Origin of the sequence: Ohtaekwangia koreensis, assembly GCF_900167975.1 — a bacterium.
GTDB lineage: Bacteria > Bacteroidota > Bacteroidia > Cytophagales > Cyclobacteriaceae > Ohtaekwangia > Ohtaekwangia koreensis.
This window is the reverse complement of sequence record NZ_FUZU01000001.1, coordinates 85,049-104,981: the sequence shown is the minus strand read 5'-3', so window position 1 is coordinate 104,981 and position 19,933 is coordinate 85,049. Positions and strand designations below refer to the sequence as shown.

The window sequence follows — 19,933 nt, the reverse complement described above, 5'->3', positions numbered from 1 at the left end:
CACTATAGATTATTCCTGACTCAAATCGTAGAGGATTCGATTAGTTCTTCGTTCCAGCTCCTGCAATCGCTTATCCAGCCGGATAACTTCCTCGCCTATATCTTTCGTCAATTCCTTCTTCACTTCCCCCGGACGCTTTACCCGGTTATTGACGATATCATTTATAGTCGTAACTTTTTGATTTAGCGTTAGAATGTTTACACTATGGGTTTCGCCCAACGCATAATCCATCAAACTTTTGAATTCAAGTGTAAGTATATCGCGCTTCCAGAATATACCTACATACTTTTCATAGGTAAGTCTTTCTCTGTTCAGCTTTTCGAACGCGCGGTTATATTGCTCCATAGCATCCGTAAGTTTGGCAAGCGCCTGCCTGCTTTCCATAGCCTGCGGAATTAAAAATTGAAAAGCATCCTTTAGATCCTTCGCTTCATTGATATAGTCTGTTAATGAATTCGCCATTTCAGGGTAAGCTTCATCTTTACTTGTAACGGCTACACTTCGGTTGGTTAACACCAGAGTAGAATTCAATTCCGAGATTTTTGATTTGACGATTGCGCGGACTTCAAAAGTATATTCACCCACAAACGTATCCACGTCTTTCAGTACGTCCCATATAATAACTCTTTCCGTTCCCGGATAAACTGTATTTCCAACTCCGTTACCACTGACATGACGAAGCTCCTGAGCATATTTATCCTTTGAACAATATAGTGCTACTTCAAAAAGCTGATCGTCCTTTGAATCTTCAATGCCATAATGAATAATGATCTTGGAGCCCACGGATTGTGGCGTGATGTTGACAATGCGCTGCGCATATATCCCCTGAAAGGACATGAGCATTACACAGGCAGACACAGTAATAGGTTTCATATTACCAACAGGACAGATTATTAAAGTTAACGTATTTGACTGTTTGCAAAAAATGATTTAGTAAATTTCACATGAAGATTATTAAAAGCCCTACCCGACATGCTACGCCTCGTTTTTATATTCTTATTGATGGCACTGGTGTGTCCTGTTATCGGTCAGCAAATTATAAAGGCACAAAGTAAATCTGCTCATTTTAATATAGTGCCTGTTAAAGATACCGCTACAACTACCGGCATTTCCATTACTACAAACCTTCAGTTTTATGAGCATGAAAAGAAAACGGCCCTGGTGATTGGCAATGGTAATTATACAAATGGTCCGCTTAAAAATGCAGTAAATGACGCTTTGGACATGGCTGCTACATTGAGCGGCAAAGGATTCAAAGTAATTTTAAAGCAGAATGCCAGCCGTGCAGATATGCGGGAAGCAATCCGCGAGTTTGGAACGGAGATTAATGAAGGTGGTGTTGGATTGTTTTATTATTCCGGCCACGGTATACAAGTAGATGGCGTTAATTACCTGGTGCCTATAGATGCCAACGTTGAAATGAAAGCTGAGGTAGCGGAAGAGTGTATCAACGCATCCACAATTCTTCGCGTAATGGAATATTCGAACAACCGGATCAATGTGATTATACTTGATGCTTGTCGCAATAATCCTTTCCGAAGTTTTTCACGTTCCGATGAGAAAGGTATTACAAAAATGGATCCTCCCAAGGGAGCGAAGCAAGGTTCTATCATTGCGTTTGCCACTGCCCCGGGAGACGTAGCCTCGGATGGTGAAGGCAGAAACGGATTATATACCTCCAAACTGTTAAAGTATATGAATACGCCTGAGTTGACATTGGAAGAAGTATTTAAGAAAGTAAGGATTGAAGTTTCCACGGAATCTGCCGGACGGCAAATTCCGTGGGAGAACAATTCCCTTACGGGAGATTTCTTCTTCACAATCAAATAATCACAAGCCGTACTTGTCAATCAAATATACCAGTGCAGCCATCGATGCAGCACCGAGTTCAAGTTCGCGCTTGCTTACTTTATCCAGTGTATCTTCTTTGGTATGATGATAATCGAAGTAACGCTGGGAGTCTGGTAAAAATCCAATGATAGGCACTCCTTGAGGTTGTAACGGACCTATATCTGCACCACCACCTTCATTGGAAAAATCAGACAAGCCATAAGGTTCGAATAGCGGCTTCCAGCTTTTTATTTTAGTGCGCACAGGCTCAGTAGCCGTCATTGTAAAACCGCGTGGTGTAAAACCGCCATCATCTGATTCTATAGCGGCTATATGTTTCTCTTTCTTAAGCTCTGCCAGACGCGCATATTCCAACCCGCCACGCAATCCATTTTCTTCATTCATAAAAAGCACAGCGCGAATCGTACGCTTTGGTTTATAGCCTATAGCTTTAAAGAGCCTTAACACTTCCATGGACTGCACGCATCCAGCACCATCATCATGTGCGCCTTGCGCGAGATCCCATGAATCAAGATGTCCGCCAACCACAATAATTTCATTTGGGAATTCGGTACCCTTTATTTCTGCAACAACATTAAACGATGGAGCATCGGGTAATGTCTCGCAATGAGTCTCAAAGTAAAACTGTATATCTTTTTCTTCTTTCAGAATCTTGCTTAGCAAGTCTGCATGTTTTGTACTGATTGCTATAGCCGGGAGTTTCGGGATATTAAGCGTATAGCGAAGCCCGCCTGTATGCGGATAATCTTCCTGGTTCAATCCCATCGAACGAACAATCACACCGGTAGCACCATACTTGGCAGCTTCTGATGGACCAAGCGCGCGCTGCTCAACGGCACCGCCATACGCCTCAAATGTATTGATCTTGGTAGGATCCATCGGACGATTGAAGAATACAATCTTGCCCTTGATATGTTTCTCACCAAGCTGCTTAAGTTCATCGAAAGTTTTTACCTCAACGATATTGCCTGTTACTCCGGCAGGTCCCGTTCCTACAGACATACCCAGAGCACAAACATTCATTTCAACGACACCGCGCTTCTTTGAATTGATAACGCGACCAACTTCTTTTTGCCCGCGAATCCAATGTGGCACCATGACCGGCTGAAGAAAAACAGAGTCAGAAAAATTTTGCATTTCATGACGTCCCCATTCAACGGCAGCAGCAGCAGAAGGAGAGCCACTCAATCGTGCACCAATTTCCGTAGTAAGATATTCCAGCATCTGGTAACTTCTGCCCCGAGAAAGCTCTTCGCTATAAATTTGCCGGATAGCAGATTCATCTGCGGATTGAGAAAATGCAGGGATGCATCCCATCCCAAAAAGTAATACTAAAAATACACGCATATATAGGTTTAGATCAAGGTTGCAGATTTTAATATATATAAGTGATGGTTCGGGTCCTTATCATTCAGAATAAGTATACCTTCCATCACAATCTGTTTAGTGGTGAATTTGATTTTCTCAACAGCTTCCACTTCCACCACCGTCTCCGGGCCGGCTGCACCACAGAAATAACAAAGATTGAAGGGCAAGGATGACAGCATAAATTTCCCCTGTCCGCCAATCTCCTCGAGTGGAATGATATATCCCTTCAACTTTACTTTCTTTCCCTGAAAAGTTTTAAGATGTTTACTAAATACCGGGACTTCAACATCGTACCCGTTCTTATCTTTTTTATTTTCAAACCCCACCTGTGCCAGCACTTGCCAGAAATTCTGTTCCTGTGCAAACACAGAAGGCACGATCCATAACAGGCAAATAAAAAGGCTCTTTTTCATTCGGCTTCAAGTATAGTCATAAGTTTTGATCGTCCGTATACCGGTCGTATTTTTTGAACTCATTATTCTCTTAAATCGTTCTCAAATTATAACACAACTTGCTGATGCAATTCTAAACCTCGTACTTCGAAAATCTAAACCGGAATTTTATGGCTTTTCTTTTTGAATCATTTGAAAGTTGGAAACAATACAGTGTAGAGAATTCCATGTCGCTTCACAAGATTGTATTGGAGTATGAACATTTACAAAAGGGAAGAAGTGAAAAGGACACGATGGAAGGGCTTGCCAATGCATGGCAAGTGATGAAGGAAGCAGTACATACCGGGCTGGAAGAAGATATGACATCACGCTCGGGCATGATTAACAACGGAGCGAAGAAAGTATATAATTATCCTACTCCGGTTCTATCCAGAGAATTCCAGCAACTCATTGCGCGTGCACTCGCCGCAAAGGAGGTAAACTCCTGCATGGGTAGAATTGTAGCAGCCCCTACTGCGGGTGCAAGCGGAATTATGCCGGGTGTACTCTATACTCTACAAGACATTCATAAAATAGAAGACCAAAAAATTCTGGAGGCAATGCTTATCTCAGCAGGTATAGCATTGATCATGGAACAACGTGCTTCAATTGCCGGAGCCGTTGGTGGATGTCAGGCTGAAACCGGAACAGCAGCCGCGATGGGTGCAGGAGCAATTATATATTGTCTGGGTGGAGATACAGATCAGATCTTTAATGGTGTTGCTATTACGGTGCAATGCATGTTGGGTTTGGTGTGCGATCCGGTAGCAGGATTAGTAGAGATACCATGCGTTGTTCGCAACGCCAGTGCTGCAGCGATTGCAAACAGCTCGGCACAAATTGCCTTAGCCAATGTAAGCAGTGTTATACCGGTGGATGAAGTGATCGAAGCGATGGGTGAAATTGGTTCGAGCATGGAGACGCGTTATAAAGAAACAGCGCTTGGCGGATTAGCCGCCACAAAAACAGGACAAGCCATTGCCAAAAAAGTATTGATCCACACCATCGAAATGTTACCCGATGAGGACGCAAGTAAACTCTAACGTACTATACTATATATAGGGAGACCCATAAAAATCAAACGTCAGGCTTTTGGGATTCCTGACCTTTACATACTTCCGGTCTTTCCTGACCTTCCTGACTTTCTGTCTTTCGAACTTCCGATCTTCCCAACTCTACCACTACATCACCTTCTTCACTTCAAATCCCTTTGGAAAAGATTTATCGTAATAGAAGCCAATGCCCAGTGATTGGAATTTTTGTTCTGCTTCATTGAAGAGTATAGTATCCAACGGCCTTGCTATAGCCTTTCGAATAATAACAGAGCGGATATTCTGTGGAAACTTCTGAGCCGTGCTCAAATATATCTTGAGATCGTTCTGTGTATTGTCGCCGATAAGTATAAATTTCTTATCAGGAAAAAAGAGTAACAATTTTTCAAGTGTGGTTAACTTATGTACATCGCGTTTTAACAGATCTTTTCGTCTGAAGATGTCACGCAGATGTCGCATCTGTTTTAAGAACAGTGGTCCGCGTGGAAAGTTATTGTTTCTTAAAAACCGATAGATAACAGGGTATAGATTCTGCTCGCTGTTGGAGAGATAAAAAGGAACTACTCCTGCTGCAAAAAAATCCTGAATAACCTTCATCATTTCAACAACGGCTTTACGATCCTCCACAGCAGTGAACATAAGCGTGCGGAATTTCAATAGTTTGTTCGGTATATAGGAATGTAAAAGCGTATCATCTATATCCGACACCATAATCTCTGCAGACTCCACAGTATGCATAACACGGCTATACAATCCCTCCACTATATTTACCGGTTGTCCGTCCTCCAGCAAAACGGAAATCAACTCACTTTCCGCAGGCATGTTTTCAATCGTAATGAAAAACGAACCTGAGGCATCCGTTATAGCTCTATAACTACCCATATTAAAAACAAGTTCTATTTCTTTATGACCAAAGAAACGCGTCCGATATAAAGCAAGTATAGAACGAAATGTTCTTCTTCGGCTATACTCCTGAAAACTAAAATCACGCAATGAAGAATACGTAAGCTGTCCGATGGCCATTACTGATTTCCCATTGGACAAAGCATAGAAACTCAACAATATCGGAGATGCCTTACTCACGATTGTCCTCCTGTGTTACGATGTGCAGATACGATGGAAGTATATCTATATGGAGATGATCTATCTGGCCCATATACTCGCCATCAATCTGGAAATCAGTTTTCTGATCGATTGTTATTTCTGCTTTGGCACAACTGATCACATCCGAGAACATATTCTTATCAATGAAGACATTAAATTTTGTAAGCCCTGCTTTAATAGCGTCATCCAACGCTACACGTTCTACGTTACAGATCTCAAATTTGCCATCTGAAACAGAGCCTTGCGAAATATGAATCCCGGTGCCATACATGTGCGCATTCGCAAACGCCATCATATACCCTTCCTTGTGATACGTGCGCTCCGGAGTTTTTATAGTATATTTCAATAGAGGGCTTTCTTTTATAGACTGAACAAGATGTTTCGCGTAGCCTATCATGCCGCTGCCTCCCTCCTCCGTATACCGTTTCACCATGCGCGCGTTGATCCCTATATCCGCGAGGTGTGTACAGTAATGCTTGTTATCAAAACGAAGTATATCTAATGGTTTAACTTTTTTACCAGTCATGCTCAACGTTACAGCGTCCTCCAATCCCTGCGGAAGACCCAGTGCCGTTGCAAGTCCATTTGCGGAGCCGAGTGGAAGTATAGCGATGGGAACATTTTTCCCCATAAGCACACGCGCCACCAATTGAACAGTACCATCTCCCCCACAGGCCACAACCCGATCAGGTTCGTAGTCTTTTAGTTGTGTGAGTATAACATCCTCATCATTTTCTCCGGTGGTATAGCAAAACTTGAAATCCGTACGGGTCTCTCTTGCTTTCTCATGAATAAATAAAATGGCTTTGTCATTACTGGTAGCTCCTGAAACAGGGTTTACTACAAACAGAATTTTCATTTCGGTATCGGCTTTATTTCACAATGCAGTATTGTAAATATTATGCCTGTATATATAACCGTGCTGTTACTTAATCACATCCGGCAGCACTTCGTTGCCAAAGAAATAAATTGTACCGCTAAAAATAACCGACCATATAGCAGCACTTATAAACATATATAGAATCAGTTTGTTACGTGGCGCACCAAAGCTGATGGCGAGTAACGTGCCGCCAATTGGTGTCAGCACTACGGGCGTTAATGCCGCTACACCAGGTAATCCATATTTCTTCCAGATCGTAACAAACCTTCTGTTACGGACCGAAAATTTTTTCTTATTTGGGAAAAAGCGATCCATGACTTGCGTGCGCATAAAATGACCAAAGAAGGCGAATGCAAATACAACGGTCATCATACCCGCCACAGTAACGAGTATCGTTGTGATCAATGTTAAACCTGCAGCATAACCTCCTATAGGCCCAAAAATAAATTTGAGCATGCTTGAAAGATAAACCGGTATTGCCTTGATGATTTCTTCCAACATGGTTTTACTGGTTGTACAATTGGTGTTTACCAGTTTTAAATTTCTGTGATTTATACTTTCGGACCATAGCTCAAGTCTCCGGCATCACCGAGACCGGGTACAATATAGAACTGTTCATTGAGATGTTCATCGATCGCGCAGGTCCAGAGTGAGTATGGCACACTGATGTGTTGTGCTAAAAATTTTATTCCCTCGGGTGCTGCTACCAATGAAACTATATGTAAATGACTGGGCGTGCCTCTTTTCAGAAGCTGTTTAACAGAATCCATTAACGATTTCCCGGTTGCCAGCATCGGATCGACCATGATAACTTCACGAGCGTCCACATAGGGTGTTGAAATATAATCGAGTTTTATATTAACCTCGTGAAGACTTTCTCTTCGATAAGCACCAACAAAACCGCTTTCAGACTGATCAAAAAAATTAATGAACCCCTGAAAGTATGGAAGACCGGCCCTGAGAATGGTGATCAGGATCGGATTTTGCTTTAGTACATTAATGCGTGATTTTCCCAATGGCGTTTCAACAATACACGTGGTATACGAAAGTTTTTTCGAAACCTCATACGCCATAATTTCACCAAGGCGTTCCATGTTCTTACGGAATCGCATCCTGTCTTGCTGAATTTTTTTATCTCTCAACTCAAGAATAAATTGATTTGCTATCGAGTTTTGTTCGCTGAGGTTAAAAACCATAGATGTCACTTTTTTCTAATCAAAATTTAGGATAAAGTTGCACAAGAACTCTGAAAGTCCGAAGGATCCAGATTATATATTCCTTTTGTTTCGGACCTCCAGACTTTTAATTTTCAGACTTCCTTTAACAAAACAATGAAACTACTTCAACAACTCTGCGAAATACATGCGCCTTCCGGAAACGAAATCCGTATGAAGGAATTTTTACTAAAATATATCACCAAAGAAAAAAAGAATTGGAAAGGCAAACCAACCGTTTATCATGGTGACGAATTTCAGGATAACATTATTTTAAAATTCGGGAAACCTCGCACTGCAATTTTCGCACACATGGATAGTATCGGCTTCACAGTACGATACTATAATCAGTTGCTGCCTATAGGAAGTCCTGATGCGGAGATGGGAACCAAGCTTGTTGGTGAAGACAGTCTTGGCCCTATAGAATGCGAGCTTGAATTCGACAAAGACCACCACGCATTCTATAAATTCGGAAGACAGATTGACCGTGGCACAGAGCTCACCTATAAAATAAATTTTCGCGACACCAAAGACTATATAGAGTCCGCTTATCTCGACAACAGACTTGGAATTTATAATGCACTTAAAGTTGCTGAAACATTAAAAGATGGTGTTATAGTTTTCAGCACATGGGAAGAACATGGTGGTGGAGCGGTACCTTATCTTGCTAAATTTATTCATGAACAATGGAATGTAAAGCAGGCGTTGATATCCGATATAACGTGGGTTTCCGATGGTGTTGATCACGGCAAAGGCGTAGCTATTTCGATGCGCGATCGTAACATTCCACGAAGAGCTTTTGTCAATAAAATTATTGATGTAGCGAAAAAACGCAAAGTGCCTTATCAATTAGAAGTAGAAGGAATGGGGTCAAGCGATGGACGCGAACTACAGGTTTCTCCTTATCCATTCGACTGGTGTTTTGTTGGTGCACCAGAACACAACGCACACACGCCCGATGAAAAAGTACACAAGCGTGATATAAAAAGCATGATTGATCTGTATAGCTGGCTTATGAAAGATCTATAGCACTGTAATGTCTCGCTATATTTCACACACCCTTCCGTGTCTTTATACTTTCATTTATATAAAAATGTATTGCAAAGGTTATTTTGTTTCGTGAATTTATAAACAAAAACTAACCATCATGAATTCTACACGCAGAGATTTTATCAGAACGGCAGCGCTCACCGGTGTTGGACTGGCTATGCTCCCCGACTCTATTGCTTTTGCTAAAGATCCAAAAGTAAGATTGGGATTTATAGGTGTTGGCCTCCGCGGACAAAATCATCTCGAGCTTGCCTTACGAAGAAACGATGTTGAAGTAGCTGCGCTATGTGATGTTCAGCAACGTATGATTGATATGAGTAAAGAACTCGTAAAGCAAGCGGGAAAGCCGATGCCACAAATTATTATGGACGGCCCTTACGGTTATAAAAAGTTACTGGAGAACAAAGATATAGATGCCGTGATCATCGCTACTCCATGGGAGTGGCATACTACTATGTGCCTTGATGCGATGAATGCAAAAAAGTATGTAGGCTGCGAGGTGATCACCGGCATGACAATAGAAGAGTGCTGGCAACTTGTGAATACTTCAGAACGCACGGGCATGCCACTCATGATGCTGGAGAATGTATGCTATAGACGTGATATTATGGCTATACTAAACATGGTGCGCCAGAATATATTTGGTGAGATCATTCACTTGCAAGGTGGCTATCAGCATGATTTGCGTGAAGTAAAATTCAATGATGGTAAAAAGCCGTATGGCGGTGGTGCTGAATTTGGCGAAAAAGGTTTTTCGGAAGCGAGCTGGCGGACGTTACATTCCGTGAATAGAAACGGAGATCTATATCCTACGCACGGTATAGGGCCGGTGGCGATGATGATTGATATTAATCGTGGTAATCGTCTTACTGAACTTGTTTCATATTCATCGAAGGCGAGAGGATTGCATAACTATATCAAAAAAGTAGGTGGAGAAAATCATCCGAATACAAAAGTAGAGTTCAAGCTTGGTGACATTGTCACCACGATGATCAAATGCGCAAATGGTGAAACGATTTTATTGGAGCATGACACTAATTTACCCAGGCCGTACTCGCTTGGCTTCCGCGTGCAAGGCACGAATGGTATATGGATGGATGTGAACAAATCAATCTATATAGAAGGACAAAGTAAAGAAGCACATCAATGGGAAAGTGCACAGGAGTGGCTGGATAAATATGATCATCCGCTCTGGAAAAAATTTGGTAATGATGCAGCAGGTGCTGGCCATGGCGGCATGGACTGGTTTGTGTTGAATGCTTTTGTAGAGGCGGTGAAGAGAAAAGTAAATACACCACAAGATATATATGATGCTGTGACATGGAGCGCTATCACACCTTTATCAGAAACATCAATACGATTAGGAGGCGAAACGGTAGAGTTTCCTGACTTCACACAAGGCAGATGGATGTATCGTAAAAACGAATTTGCATTGAACGATGTATACTAAATCAAAAGGTTTTCTTAAAATTCTGATCCTGCTGCTTTTTGTTGGGATCAACTCTGCCGGTATAGCGCAGCAAATATTCTCGAAACGTTTATCGACAGCTGCACTTGAATTAACAAAAACAAAAGTTACATACGACCCCACCTACTTTTCAATTCCATATCCGAATGGAGATGTTCCTGCGGATAAAGGTGTATGTACCGATGTAGTGATTCGTGCTTATAGAAAGCTGGGCATAGATCTGCAAAAAGAAGTACACGAAGACATGGTCAAAAATTTTAAAGTATATCCTGCAAAGTGGGGCTTAAAGACTACTGATAAAAATATCGATCATCGAAGAGTACCAAATCTCATGACATTCTTTTCACGTCATGGTAATGCTTTAAAAATCTCAAACGAACCTGCCGATTATATTCCGGGAGATATTGTATCGTGGGACTTGGGCGGTGGTATCACACACATTGGAATTGTGATTGATCAGAAGTCATCCGATACTTTACGATACCTGGTTGTTCACAATATAGGACGCGGTCAGGAAGTATCCGATTGCCTTTTTCAGTATAAAATCATAGGACATCATCGCTATACGCGATGAATTAGCAGAATTATAAATTCTGAAATTCTACTCCCAAATTCTTTTATCTTTGCGCTCCCTTAACCAAAGGGATGTGTATGCAGATCAAAGATTTACAGTTTAAGCAGTTCATTAACAAATCAAAAATCCAGGAAAAAATCAGAGCACTGGCCTTAGAGATAAACACAGACTATAAAGAAAAAACGCCTGTGTTTTTACCTATTCTGAATGGATCATTCATTTTCGCTGCCGATCTTATCAAGCAAATTGAAGTGCCTTGTAAAGTATCGTTTGTTAAAGTTTCATCCTATGGAGGCGCAGTAAGTTCTTCTGGGCAATTGAAAACACTTATCGGTCTTGAGGCAAGTCTGTTTAACCAGGACGTTATTCTTGTAGAAGATATTGTTGATACCGGCCTTACACTGCAGAAAATTATTGAAGAGCTGAAAGGACTCGGAACGAAATCAGTAGAAGTTGTGAGCTTGCTTCGTAAGCATGCAGCGCGTGAAAAAATGATCAATGTGAAATATATTGGTTTCGACATCGACCATGAATTTGTAGTAGGTTATGGGCTCGACTACGATGGGCTTGGCAGAAACCTGAAGGAAATTTACAAGGCTGTGCCTCTTAAAAACGGTGAAACACCCACAGAAGAGGCATAAAAAATCGTACATCCCGAATCGAAAATCGAAATTTCATTCCTTATCTTCGTCAGCTTAAAATAAATCCAAAACCCATCTCAATCACTATAACCGTAAGCAGAAATGATTAACATTATTCTCTTTGGCCCTCCGGGCGCAGGTAAAGGAACCCAGAGTACCAAGATCATTGAGAAGTATTCGCTCACACACATTTCAACCGGAGATCTTTTCCGAAAACATTTGAAAGAAGGAACACCGCTCGGTCAACTTGCAAAAGGTTACATGGATAAAGGTAATCTTGTTCCGGATCAGGTTGTGATTGATATGGTTGACGACAAGATCAAAGGCAGTGGCTCCATCAGCGGAATTATTTTCGATGGTTTTCCGCGCACCATTCCTCAAGCTGAAGCATTGGATAAATTACTGGAGTCGAAGAAAGCTCCTATAACGATTCTGATCGAACTCGTTGTTCCTGAAGAAGAGTTGAAGAAACGATTAGCAGAGCGCGCCGTAAAGGAAAATCGCCCTGATGATGCGAAGCCTGAAGTAATAGAAAACCGAATTGCTGTTTACAAGGCTGAGACTGTAGCGGTAGCGCAGTACTATAAAGAACACAACAAATATGCTTCGGTAATTGGTGTTGGTGAGATTGAAGCTATATTCAAAAACATCTGCACCGAAATAGATAAAAGTTTACTAGTATAAATCTACACAACGGTGTCTTCTCCTAATTTTATTGATTACGTTAAGTTTTGTTCACGCTCCGGACATGGTGGTGCAGGATGTTTACATTTCCATCGCGAAAAATTTATTCAGAAGGGCGGTCCGGATGGTGGCAATGGCGGGCGTGGTGGCCATATAATTTTACGAGGAGACGCTCAGCACTGGACGTTGCTTCACTTGAAATATCGCAAGCACGTGATTGCCACGAGTGGTAATCCGGGCGAAGAACAAGATAGAACGGGTGCTGATGGCAAAGACGAAATTATTCCGGTTCCACTCGGAACAGTAGCGCGCGATGCCGAGACTGGCGAGATCCGTTGTGAGATCACGGAAGACGGACAAGAATTTATACTTACTCCTGGAGGCCGAGGAGGAAAGGGCAATGCTTTTTTTGCTACTGCTACACATCAGGCTCCACAGAATGCTCAGCCGGGTGAGTCCGGTATTGAAGAGTGGATCGTTCTGGAATTAAAACTTCTGGCAGATGTTGGTCTCGTTGGTTTCCCCAATGCCGGCAAGTCAACGTTACTCTCTGTTGTTTCTGCGGCGAAGCCTAAGATCGGCGATTATCCTTTTACAACATTGACGCCTAACCTGGGCGTTGTGCCGTATCGTGATGATCGTTCTTTTGTAATCGCAGATATACCCGGAATTATAGAAGGTGCTGCTGAAGGTCGTGGATTAGGAATCCGCTTTCTCCGCCACATCGAACGAAATTCATTACTGCTATTTTTAGTACCGGCAGATTCTCGTGACATTAAAACCGAGTATGACATTTTGTTAAACGAACTGCGCAAATACAATCCAGAACTTTTGGATAAGAAAAGATTGCTTGCCATTTCGAAATCCGATATGCTCGATGATGAATTGAAGACAGAAATAAAGAAAGAACTTCCTACGGACCTTCCCACAATTTTCATTTCGTCCATCACAAATCAAGGCATTACAGAGTTGAAGGATCTGATCTGGAAACATCTTCATTAATAGCGATCATCATAAGAAACAACAACATAAAGAATAGAACCTTGCAGCTCTATTCTTTTTTTATGTGATGTCTTTACATCAAAGTCAAAGTGCCAGTTTGACATTAAAACACCTTTGGCAAAATTGTTGACATTTGCGCTTTAATTAATTTACAAAAAAGCCGTTATCATGGGAAATCAAGCACAAGAAAATGATATGAATCAAAACGAAGAGATACTTTCTGAAAACACGGATGAGGTGGCTGACAATCTGCCTGAAACTCCGGCTGAGGAAAACAAAGCCGTGAAAGAAGAAGGACAAGTTGACTCTTCGAAGCTTCAGGCAGAATTGGCTGAGCAGAAAGACAAATACCTTCGCCTGTATTCTGAGTTTGATAATTTCAGACGGAGAACTGCAAAGGAAAAATTGGAGATGGTGCAATCTGCGAATGAGCAATTGATTAAAGCATTGTTACCAGTAGCAGATGATTTTGAAAGAGCAGAAAAATCTTTTAAAGACAAAGAGTCCAAAGAGCTCGAAGGATTTTTTCTGATCTATAATAAATTCAAAAAGACACTTGACCAGTATGGTGTAAAAATAATGGATGCCGGTGCGGGCTCTGAGTTCAACCCAGATCTTCACGAAGCCATTACACAAATACCAACTCCGGATGAAAAGCTGAAAGGCAAGGTCGTGGATGTAGTAGAAAAAGGATATTTATTGAATGATAAAGTGATACGGTTTGCTAAAGTGGTTGTGGGAAGCTAATCCTCAATCCGTTGGTATATCAAAACACTTAACACACTAACACATGTCTACCAAAAGAGATTTTTACGAAATACTGGGCGTAAGCAAGGGGGCTACTCAGGAAGAGATTAAGAAGGCGTACAGGAAAGTAGCGATCCAGTTTCACCCTGATAAAAATCAAGGAAACAAGGAAGCTGAAGAAAAATTTAAAGAAGCTGCAGAGGCATACGAAATATTAAGCGATGCTGACAAGCGTGCCAAGTATGATCGCTTTGGACACTCTATGCCAGGTAGTGGCGGTGGATATAGCGGCCATAACATGAACATGGAAGACATCTTCAGCCAGTTCGGAGATATCTTCGGAGGTGGAGGAGGAAGTCCCTTCGATAGTTTCTTTGGAGGAGGCGGAAATACCGGAAGACGTCAGCGAAAAGGAACCAACCTTCGGATCAAACTCAAGTTATCACTTGACGAGATTGCGAATGGCGTAGAGAAAAAAATAAAAGTAAATCGTCTGGTTCGTGCCGAAGGCGTCACGTTTAAAACTTGCCCCACCTGTCATGGCACCGGGCAGATTAAAAAAGTTGTTAATACGATGCTCGGCCAGATGGTGTCAGCCTCTACATGTTCCTCATGTGATGGCTCAGGTCAAATTATAGACAAGCGTCCAGCCGGAGTTGACAATTCAGGTTTGGTTTCGAAAGAAGAAATTCTGAGTGTTAAAATACCTGCAGGCGTTGGCGATGGAATGCAACTCGCAATGTCGGGCAAAGGTAACGAAGCTCCAGGCGGTGTTGCCGGAGATTTGCTGATCCTGATCGAAGAACAGGAAGATAAGCACCTGAAGCGCGATGGAAATAATCTGATATACGAACTGTATATCAGCGTGATTGATGCTGCCGTTGGTACTTCTGTAGAAGTTCCGTCAGTTAATGGCAAGCTTAAAATCAAGATTGAACCCGGCACGCAAAGCGGAAAAATCCTCCGTTTACGCGGTAAAGGGCTAAAAGATGTGAACGGCTACGAAGTGGGAGACCAATTGATTTATGTAAACGTTTGGACTCCAAAAAAACTAACATCAGAAGAAAGAGCCAAGCTTGAAAGTCTACGCGACTCGCCAAACTTCCAGCCACAGCCAGATGGAAGTGAAAAAGGTTTTTTTGAGCGCATGAAAGAATATTTTAATTAGGATTTTAGCCAACCCTTTTTAAGCAGACCCCGTTTTAACTAGAAATTAAGACGGGGTTTTTCTTTAATTTGGAGTTTAACCTTACACTATGTAACCTACGGACGGTGAGGCCGTAATTATTCAGCATGCATAAGAAGATTTGGTTAACATGTTTCGGAATTGCAATAACGGGGATAGTGTGCGGGCAGATCAAGAAGCAATTCACGGTAGAAGATGCCCAGGCATGTGAAAATATCAAGCTTAGCCTAAGAACTAATAGTGGCAATTGCTATATCAAACCGAGCCAGAATCCGGAAATTTTAAATGTTTTCAGCAATCAGACTGAAACAGACTACGCGCATAACTTCAGAAAAGAAGTAAAAGGTAAAACTTGTGAAGTACTTCTTAACCTCGAAGAGACTCAAACTGAAAGTTTAGGGCAATCTATATCTGCTAACTTTTTTGGCGTGGCGGAAAAAACTTCTGGCGACAAGCTTTGGAAGATGTACCTCACCGATATGAAACCGTATTTCCTTGAACTCAACTACGGCGTAGGAAATGCAAATGTAGATTTGTCGGGTCTTGCTATTCGTAAACTTAAGATCAGTTCCGGCAGCGCTAATGTCAACGTGGGCTACACGTCATCGCTTGAAAATCAAATTGACATGGACACTTTTTTCATCAAGGTGGATTTGGGTTCTGTCAATGTTAAAAATCTTAACCTCTCACGCACGCGTTTTGTAATGGCTGATGTAGGCTTCGGCAATATGACATTGGATTTCAGCAACAAGCCTTTAGTGAAAAATAAAGTAAAGGGTAGCGTTGGTGCTGGCAACTTAACGATCATTCTTCCAAATAAAGAGACTGCTGTTATTGTAAAGATTCATGACTCCTGGCTTTGCAGCGTAAAGGTTCCTTCCAGCCTCACGAAGATCAACGATAACACATTTACGAATGCTGCTTATAGCAAGGATCCTAAAAACGCTTTGACGTTCGACCTTGATGTTTCTATGGGTAACATCATATTCAAAGAGAGCCAACCGTAATCTTCGTTACTGAATTCCATCTTGATCTATTCAAGATTTTAAAACTTTTAATTCTCTTCCAGTAATTCTTTCACGAGTATTGATACTAACTGAACGTATCAAAATCAACCTACGTGGAAGCATTAATTGCCAACAATGTAACCAAGCGCTATACCAATCATACAGCGCTTGACTCGGTGAGCCTCACCATTCCTCAAAAAACAATCTTCGGATTGCTCGGTCCTAATGGTGCCGGTAAAACTACACTCATCCGAATCATCAATCAGATCATCAACGCGGATAGCGGAGAGATTTCGATTTTCGGTGAGAAGCTTCAAGGTAAGCACATCGGCACCATCGGTTATCTGCCGGAAGAAAGAGGCCTCTATAAAAAACTTAAGGTAGGTGAACAGCTCACGTATTTTGCTCAACTCAAAGGCCTCAGTAAAAAAGAAGCCGTTGATAAAAGTAAAGCCTGGATAAAGAAATTCGAAATCACAGATTGGTGGAATAAAAAAGTTGAAGATCTGAGTAAAGGGATGGCTCAGAAAATTCAGTTCATCAGCACCGTGATGCATGAACCTCGCCTGATCATTTTAGATGAACCGTTCTCCGGGTTCGATCCGGTAAACGCACAGCTCATCACAAATGAAATTCTTGAACTGAAAGAGAAAGGATGTACTATCATTTTTTCTACCCACCGCATGGAGACTGTAGAAGATCTTTGCGACCATATAGCCTTGATCAACAAGTCTAAAAAGATACTCGAAGGTTCTAAAAAGCAGGTGAAGGAAATGTATAGAACCAGCACATTTTCAGTTGAACATAAAGGAGCTTTCAGTTTACCTGCCAAGTATGAATTGATCGAACAGAAAAATTTAGAAGATATATATTTCAGATCACTCATTAAAGTGAATGGAAACGAGAGTCCTAATCAACTGATCCGTGACTTAACAGATATTACCGAAGTACACAACTTTATTGAAAAAGTCCCGACCATGAGTGAAATATTTATCACGTTAGTGAAAGGAGGTTCCGATGAATAAGATATGGTTAATTGTTCAGCGTGAATTCCTGAATCGTGTTCAGAAGAAATCATTTTTAATTGCCACGATCCTTATACCATTAGTTTTCCCTGCTATTATCGGGTTGTTGGTGTTTATCGGCAAGGAACAGGATAAGAACAAACGAAAAGAAGTTATTCAGTATATAGATGAATCAAAATTATTCAAGCCTGATTCATCCAAGTATATATTTAAAAAATTTCATGGTTCTGTGAATGAAGGAAAGACAGCCTATAAATCCAACGGTGATTTTGGCTTCCTGTATATACCCGCTATATCTCCATCCAAACCAAAAGGTATAACGCTATACACGAAAATATCACCGAGCATTGACGACATCTCTGCAATTGAAAATCTATTTGAGTCACAACTCAGAGATTTAAAAATGCTGCAGATGAAAATAGATCAGAAACTTCTGGATAGTCTGAAGACGGATGTAAACATTATTACGATAAGTGGTGAGGAGGAAAAATCCAGCAACTCCATGATTCTTGCGGGCATCGGCATGGCCGCAGGTATACTCATGTATATGTTCATCTTCATTTATGGTGCGCAGATTATGCAGGGCATTATTGAAGAGAAGACCAGCAAAGTGGTAGAAGTGATTGTCTCTTCTGTAAAGCCTTTTCAATTGATGATGGGTAAGATCCTCGGACTAGCGTCGGTAGGCCTACTGCAGTTTTTAATCTGGATTATCCTGATGACGACTTTGACCTTTGGGGTTCTTGGCGCTTTGGGTATAGATCCTCCTCAACAGCAAGCCATGCAACAAATTTCCGCGGAAGCGGCTGCACAACAGGCTGCTGCTACATCTGAGATGTCTAAAAACATGGAGCAGTTCATGTCTTTACCGTGGGCGTATATTGGCTCTTGTTTTATATTCTACTTCCTCGGAGGATATTTACTATACGGAGCCTTGTTCGCTGCTGTTGGCTCTGCAGTAGATAGTCCGGCAGAAGCACAACAGTTTATGTTCCCAATCACCATTCCGATGTTGATATCCTATATGAGCTTGTTCATGTTTATACTAAAAGATCCGCATGGGCCTATCAGCGTTTGGCTTTCCATAATACCTATAACATCTCCGATTGCTATGATGGGGCGGATTGGATTTGGAGTTCCGCTCTGGCAACTTGGTCTTTCTATTTTATTGCTGATTGGAGGATTTATATTCACGACCTGGGTGGCTGGAAGAATTTATCGCGTAGGCATTCTGATGCACGGCACTAGAGTAAATTATAAAGTATTAATGAAATGGTTCATGATGAAGAACTGATTTCGCGAAGTCGCTATAAATCGTAATTGATTATAAAGCCAGGTGTAGTGTACATCTGGTTTTTTTATTTACTTTTCACGTTACGAATGAGCAAGCTCTCCTCCATACCTGGCCTTGGCTTTTATCAAAACAACACTGCTGTCAAGTGGGTTGTGCTGGTGGTCTCTGTCCTTATCAGTGCAGGCTCCATTTACTATACTAAAATTCTGGTTGATCAATTAAAAGGACGCGAACGACAGCAGGTGCAACTATACGCCAAGGCAATTGAGTATACCGCCAATGAAGAAGACACCTATGGTGATGTGAATTTCATCGCCCAGGAAATTCTTTTTCAAAACAACTCGATTCCAATTATACAGGCTGATGAAAAGGGGGCCGTATTATCATACAGAAATCTGGATGTTGAAGAATCGTGGTCACAGAAAAGGAAAGATAGCTACCTTCAAAATGAAATGAGCATCATGAAAGAAATCTATGAGCCCATTACAGTAACCTTACGGGATCCTCAGACAAGCGAAGTGTTCGGCACTCAGTATATATTCTACAAAAATTCGTTTCTATTAAAACAACTCATTGCCTATCCATATATACAATTGTCAGTCATCGCCCTGTTTGGGTTTATATCATTCCTTGCCTTTAACTATTCGAAGATGGCCGAACAAAACCGGGTATGGGTTGGCCTTGCAAAAGAAACAGCACACCAGCTGGGTACACCTATATCTTCATTGATGGCTTGGGTAGAGGTGATTCGCGAGGATTCTGACATGCAGGAAAAAGGTGTTGTTGAAGAATTGGAGAAAGACATTCAAAAGCTACGCATCGTTACAGAACGTTTTTCAAGCATTGGTTCAACACCTACATTGAAAAAAGAAAATGTTGTTACACTGATTAACAACGTGGTGAATTACCTGCGCCCCCGTGTTTCTTCAAAAATCAGAATGGAAGTCTTTACCCTCTCCGATAATATCTCAGCTAATGTACACGCACCGTTATTTGAATGGGTGATTGAAAACCTGAGCAAAAATTCGGTTGATGCCATGGGCAATTCCGGCACTATCGCCATTAAAATACTTCGCGGAAATGAAGGAAAAGTATTCATCGATGTTTCCGATACCGGCAAGGGCATTCCGCGTTCAAAAATAGATTCCGTTTTCCGTGCAGGTTTCACAACAAAAAAGCGTGGTTGGGGTTTGGGCTTAACGTTAGCCAAACGAATTATCGAAACATACCACAACGGCAAAATTTTCGTAAAATCTTCCGAAGAGAACCAGGGAACAACATTCCGGATCATATTAAACGCAGCTTGAAAGTGTGCCGGCAGCACATTTTTTTACTGCGCAAACATCTATCAAAAA

The 19,933-nt window shown here is 41.5% G+C and carries 21 protein-coding genes; 14 read left to right on the top strand and 7 right to left on the bottom strand.

The features are described from left to right. Positions 1 to 9: 9 nt before the first annotated feature. Complete coding sequence (locus B5Y40_RS00470; RefSeq protein ID WP_079684751.1) at positions 10 to 873, bottom strand: hypothetical protein; 864 nt, start codon at positions 871 to 873, stop codon at positions 10 to 12. A 99-nt stretch (positions 874 to 972) separates the two neighbouring features. On the opposite strand from B5Y40_RS00470, the gene B5Y40_RS00465 reads away from it, so the two are divergent. Then, positions 973 to 1,830: a caspase family protein gene (locus B5Y40_RS00465; RefSeq protein ID WP_079684750.1), complete on the top strand. Its 858-nt coding sequence runs from the start codon at positions 973 to 975 to the stop codon at positions 1,828 to 1,830. On the opposite strand, the gene B5Y40_RS00460 is transcribed toward B5Y40_RS00465, so the two are convergent. Together B5Y40_RS00460 and B5Y40_RS00455 are read right to left on the bottom strand one after the other, a co-directional pair. After that, complete coding sequence (locus B5Y40_RS00460) at positions 1,831 to 3,198, bottom strand: M28 family peptidase (protein ID WP_079684749.1); 1,368 nt, start codon at positions 3,196 to 3,198, stop codon at positions 1,831 to 1,833. It abuts the gene before it with no gap. 8 nt (positions 3,199 to 3,206) lie between these two features. Beyond that, positions 3,207 to 3,632 (bottom strand): hypothetical protein, encoded by a 426-nt coding sequence (locus tag B5Y40_RS00455; protein WP_079684748.1) that lies wholly within the window; start codon positions 3,630 to 3,632, stop codon positions 3,207 to 3,209. 149 nt (positions 3,633 to 3,781) lie between these two features. On the opposite strand from B5Y40_RS00455, the gene sdaAA reads away from it, so the two are divergent. Next, positions 3,782 to 4,693 carry an L-serine ammonia-lyase, iron-sulfur-dependent, subunit alpha gene (gene sdaAA, locus B5Y40_RS00450; protein ID WP_079684747.1) on the top strand — a complete coding sequence of 304 codons (912 nt, stop codon included), beginning with the start codon at positions 3,782 to 3,784 and terminating at the stop codon, positions 4,691 to 4,693. A 138-nt stretch (positions 4,694 to 4,831) separates the two neighbouring features. Here the strand turns inward: sdaAA and B5Y40_RS00445 are convergent, their stop codons facing one another. From B5Y40_RS00445 to upp, 4 genes are all read right to left on the bottom strand, one after another. Next, on the bottom strand, positions 4,832 to 5,785 hold the full coding sequence (locus B5Y40_RS00445; protein WP_079684746.1) for a phosphatase domain-containing protein: 954 nt from the start codon (positions 5,783 to 5,785) through the stop codon (positions 4,832 to 4,834). Next, positions 5,778 to 6,665: a diacylglycerol/lipid kinase family protein gene (locus B5Y40_RS00440; RefSeq protein WP_079684745.1), complete on the bottom strand. Its 888-nt coding sequence runs from the start codon at positions 6,663 to 6,665 to the stop codon at positions 5,778 to 5,780. The genes B5Y40_RS00445 and B5Y40_RS00440 overlap by 8 nt, the downstream gene beginning before the upstream one ends. A gap of 66 nt (positions 6,666 to 6,731) precedes the next feature. Continuing rightward, positions 6,732 to 7,142 carry a hypothetical protein gene (locus B5Y40_RS00435; protein ID WP_245840447.1) on the bottom strand — a complete coding sequence of 137 codons (411 nt, stop codon included), beginning with the start codon at positions 7,140 to 7,142 and terminating at the stop codon, positions 6,732 to 6,734. A gap of 95 nt (positions 7,143 to 7,237) precedes the next feature. Further along, complete coding sequence (upp, locus tag B5Y40_RS00430) at positions 7,238 to 7,882, bottom strand: uracil phosphoribosyltransferase (protein ID WP_079684743.1); 645 nt, start codon at positions 7,880 to 7,882, stop codon at positions 7,238 to 7,240. A 135-nt stretch (positions 7,883 to 8,017) separates the two neighbouring features. Here upp and B5Y40_RS00425 point away from each other — a divergent pair, with 135 nt between their 5' ends. From B5Y40_RS00425 to B5Y40_RS00370, 12 genes are all read left to right on the top strand, one after another. Beyond that, positions 8,018 to 8,929, top strand: coding sequence for a M20/M25/M40 family metallo-hydrolase (locus B5Y40_RS00425; RefSeq protein WP_079684742.1), 912 nt, complete (start codon positions 8,018 to 8,020; stop codon positions 8,927 to 8,929). 118 nt (positions 8,930 to 9,047) lie between these two features. Continuing rightward, a complete protein-coding gene (locus tag B5Y40_RS00420; protein WP_079684741.1) occupies positions 9,048 to 10,400 on the top strand; it encodes a Gfo/Idh/MocA family protein in 1,353 nt (450 codons plus the stop codon). After that, on the top strand, positions 10,390 to 10,992 hold the full coding sequence (locus B5Y40_RS00415; RefSeq protein WP_079684740.1) for a DUF1287 domain-containing protein: 603 nt from the start codon (positions 10,390 to 10,392) through the stop codon (positions 10,990 to 10,992). The genes B5Y40_RS00420 and B5Y40_RS00415 overlap by 11 nt, the downstream gene beginning before the upstream one ends. A 77-nt stretch (positions 10,993 to 11,069) precedes the next feature. Then, on the top strand, positions 11,070 to 11,633 hold the full coding sequence (hpt, locus tag B5Y40_RS00410) for a hypoxanthine phosphoribosyltransferase (RefSeq protein WP_079684739.1): 564 nt from the start codon (positions 11,070 to 11,072) through the stop codon (positions 11,631 to 11,633). 102 nt (positions 11,634 to 11,735) lie between these two features. Continuing rightward, positions 11,736 to 12,317: an adenylate kinase gene (locus tag B5Y40_RS00405; protein ID WP_079684738.1), complete on the top strand. Its 582-nt coding sequence runs from the start codon at positions 11,736 to 11,738 to the stop codon at positions 12,315 to 12,317. Positions 12,318 to 12,329: 12 nt separating this feature from the next. After that, the gene (gene obgE, locus B5Y40_RS00400) at positions 12,330 to 13,319 is read left to right on the top strand and encodes a GTPase ObgE (protein WP_079684737.1); all 990 of its coding nucleotides are present in this window, start codon (positions 12,330 to 12,332) and stop codon (positions 13,317 to 13,319) included. 168 nt (positions 13,320 to 13,487) lie between these two features. Then, positions 13,488 to 14,066, top strand: coding sequence for a nucleotide exchange factor GrpE (locus B5Y40_RS00395; RefSeq protein WP_079684736.1), 579 nt, complete (start codon positions 13,488 to 13,490; stop codon positions 14,064 to 14,066). A 43-nt stretch (positions 14,067 to 14,109) separates the two neighbouring features. Continuing rightward, complete coding sequence (gene dnaJ, locus B5Y40_RS00390; RefSeq protein ID WP_079684735.1) at positions 14,110 to 15,234, top strand: molecular chaperone DnaJ; 1,125 nt, start codon at positions 14,110 to 14,112, stop codon at positions 15,232 to 15,234. A gap of 125 nt (positions 15,235 to 15,359) precedes the next feature. Next, complete coding sequence (locus B5Y40_RS00385) at positions 15,360 to 16,259, top strand: hypothetical protein (RefSeq protein WP_079684734.1); 900 nt, start codon at positions 15,360 to 15,362, stop codon at positions 16,257 to 16,259. Between the two features lie 113 nt (positions 16,260 to 16,372). Continuing rightward, the gene (locus B5Y40_RS00380; protein ID WP_079684733.1) at positions 16,373 to 17,284 is read left to right on the top strand and encodes an ABC transporter ATP-binding protein; all 912 of its coding nucleotides are present in this window, start codon (positions 16,373 to 16,375) and stop codon (positions 17,282 to 17,284) included. Next, the gene (locus tag B5Y40_RS00375) at positions 17,277 to 18,578 is read left to right on the top strand and encodes an ABC transporter permease (protein ID WP_079684732.1); all 1,302 of its coding nucleotides are present in this window, start codon (positions 17,277 to 17,279) and stop codon (positions 18,576 to 18,578) included. Before B5Y40_RS00380 ends, B5Y40_RS00375 begins: the two co-directional genes overlap by 8 nt. 86 nt (positions 18,579 to 18,664) lie before the next feature. Beyond that, entirely contained in the window at positions 18,665 to 19,885 is a 1,221-nt protein-coding gene (locus B5Y40_RS00370; protein WP_079684731.1) for a sensor histidine kinase, read from the top strand. The last annotated feature ends 48 nt before the right edge of the window (positions 19,886 to 19,933 follow it).

Coding starts and splice junctions, on each gene's coding strand:
- B5Y40_RS00470 (WP_079684751.1), bottom strand. CDS start 873: ATGAAACCTATTACTGTGTCTGCCTGTGTAATGCTCATGTCCTTTCAG.
- B5Y40_RS00465 (WP_079684750.1), top strand. CDS start 973: ATGCTACGCCTCGTTTTTATATTCTTATTGATGGCACTGGTGTGTCCT.
- B5Y40_RS00460 (WP_079684749.1), bottom strand. CDS start 3,198: ATGCGTGTATTTTTAGTATTACTTTTTGGGATGGGATGCATCCCTGCA.
- B5Y40_RS00455 (WP_079684748.1), bottom strand. CDS start 3,632: ATGAAAAAGAGCCTTTTTATTTGCCTGTTATGGATCGTGCCTTCTGTG.
- sdaAA (WP_079684747.1), top strand. CDS start 3,782: ATGGCTTTTCTTTTTGAATCATTTGAAAGTTGGAAACAATACAGTGTA.
- B5Y40_RS00440 (WP_079684745.1), bottom strand. CDS start 6,665: ATGAAAATTCTGTTTGTAGTAAACCCTGTTTCAGGAGCTACCAGTAAT.
- B5Y40_RS00435 (WP_245840447.1), bottom strand. CDS start 7,142: ATGCTCAAATTTATTTTTGGGCCTATAGGAGGTTATGCTGCAGGTTTA.
- upp (WP_079684743.1), bottom strand. CDS start 7,882: ATGGTTTTTAACCTCAGCGAACAAAACTCGATAGCAAATCAATTTATT.
- B5Y40_RS00425 (WP_079684742.1), top strand. CDS start 8,018: ATGAAACTACTTCAACAACTCTGCGAAATACATGCGCCTTCCGGAAAC.
- B5Y40_RS00420 (WP_079684741.1), top strand. CDS start 9,048: ATGAATTCTACACGCAGAGATTTTATCAGAACGGCAGCGCTCACCGGT.
- B5Y40_RS00415 (WP_079684740.1), top strand. CDS start 10,390: ATGTATACTAAATCAAAAGGTTTTCTTAAAATTCTGATCCTGCTGCTT.
- hpt (WP_079684739.1), top strand. CDS start 11,070: ATGCAGATCAAAGATTTACAGTTTAAGCAGTTCATTAACAAATCAAAA.
- B5Y40_RS00405 (WP_079684738.1), top strand. CDS start 11,736: ATGATTAACATTATTCTCTTTGGCCCTCCGGGCGCAGGTAAAGGAACC.
- B5Y40_RS00395 (WP_079684736.1), top strand. CDS start 13,488: ATGGGAAATCAAGCACAAGAAAATGATATGAATCAAAACGAAGAGATA.
- dnaJ (WP_079684735.1), top strand. CDS start 14,110: ATGTCTACCAAAAGAGATTTTTACGAAATACTGGGCGTAAGCAAGGGG.
- B5Y40_RS00385 (WP_079684734.1), top strand. CDS start 15,360: ATGCATAAGAAGATTTGGTTAACATGTTTCGGAATTGCAATAACGGGG.
- B5Y40_RS00375 (WP_079684732.1), top strand. CDS start 17,277: ATGAATAAGATATGGTTAATTGTTCAGCGTGAATTCCTGAATCGTGTT.
- B5Y40_RS00370 (WP_079684731.1), top strand. CDS start 18,665: ATGAGCAAGCTCTCCTCCATACCTGGCCTTGGCTTTTATCAAAACAAC.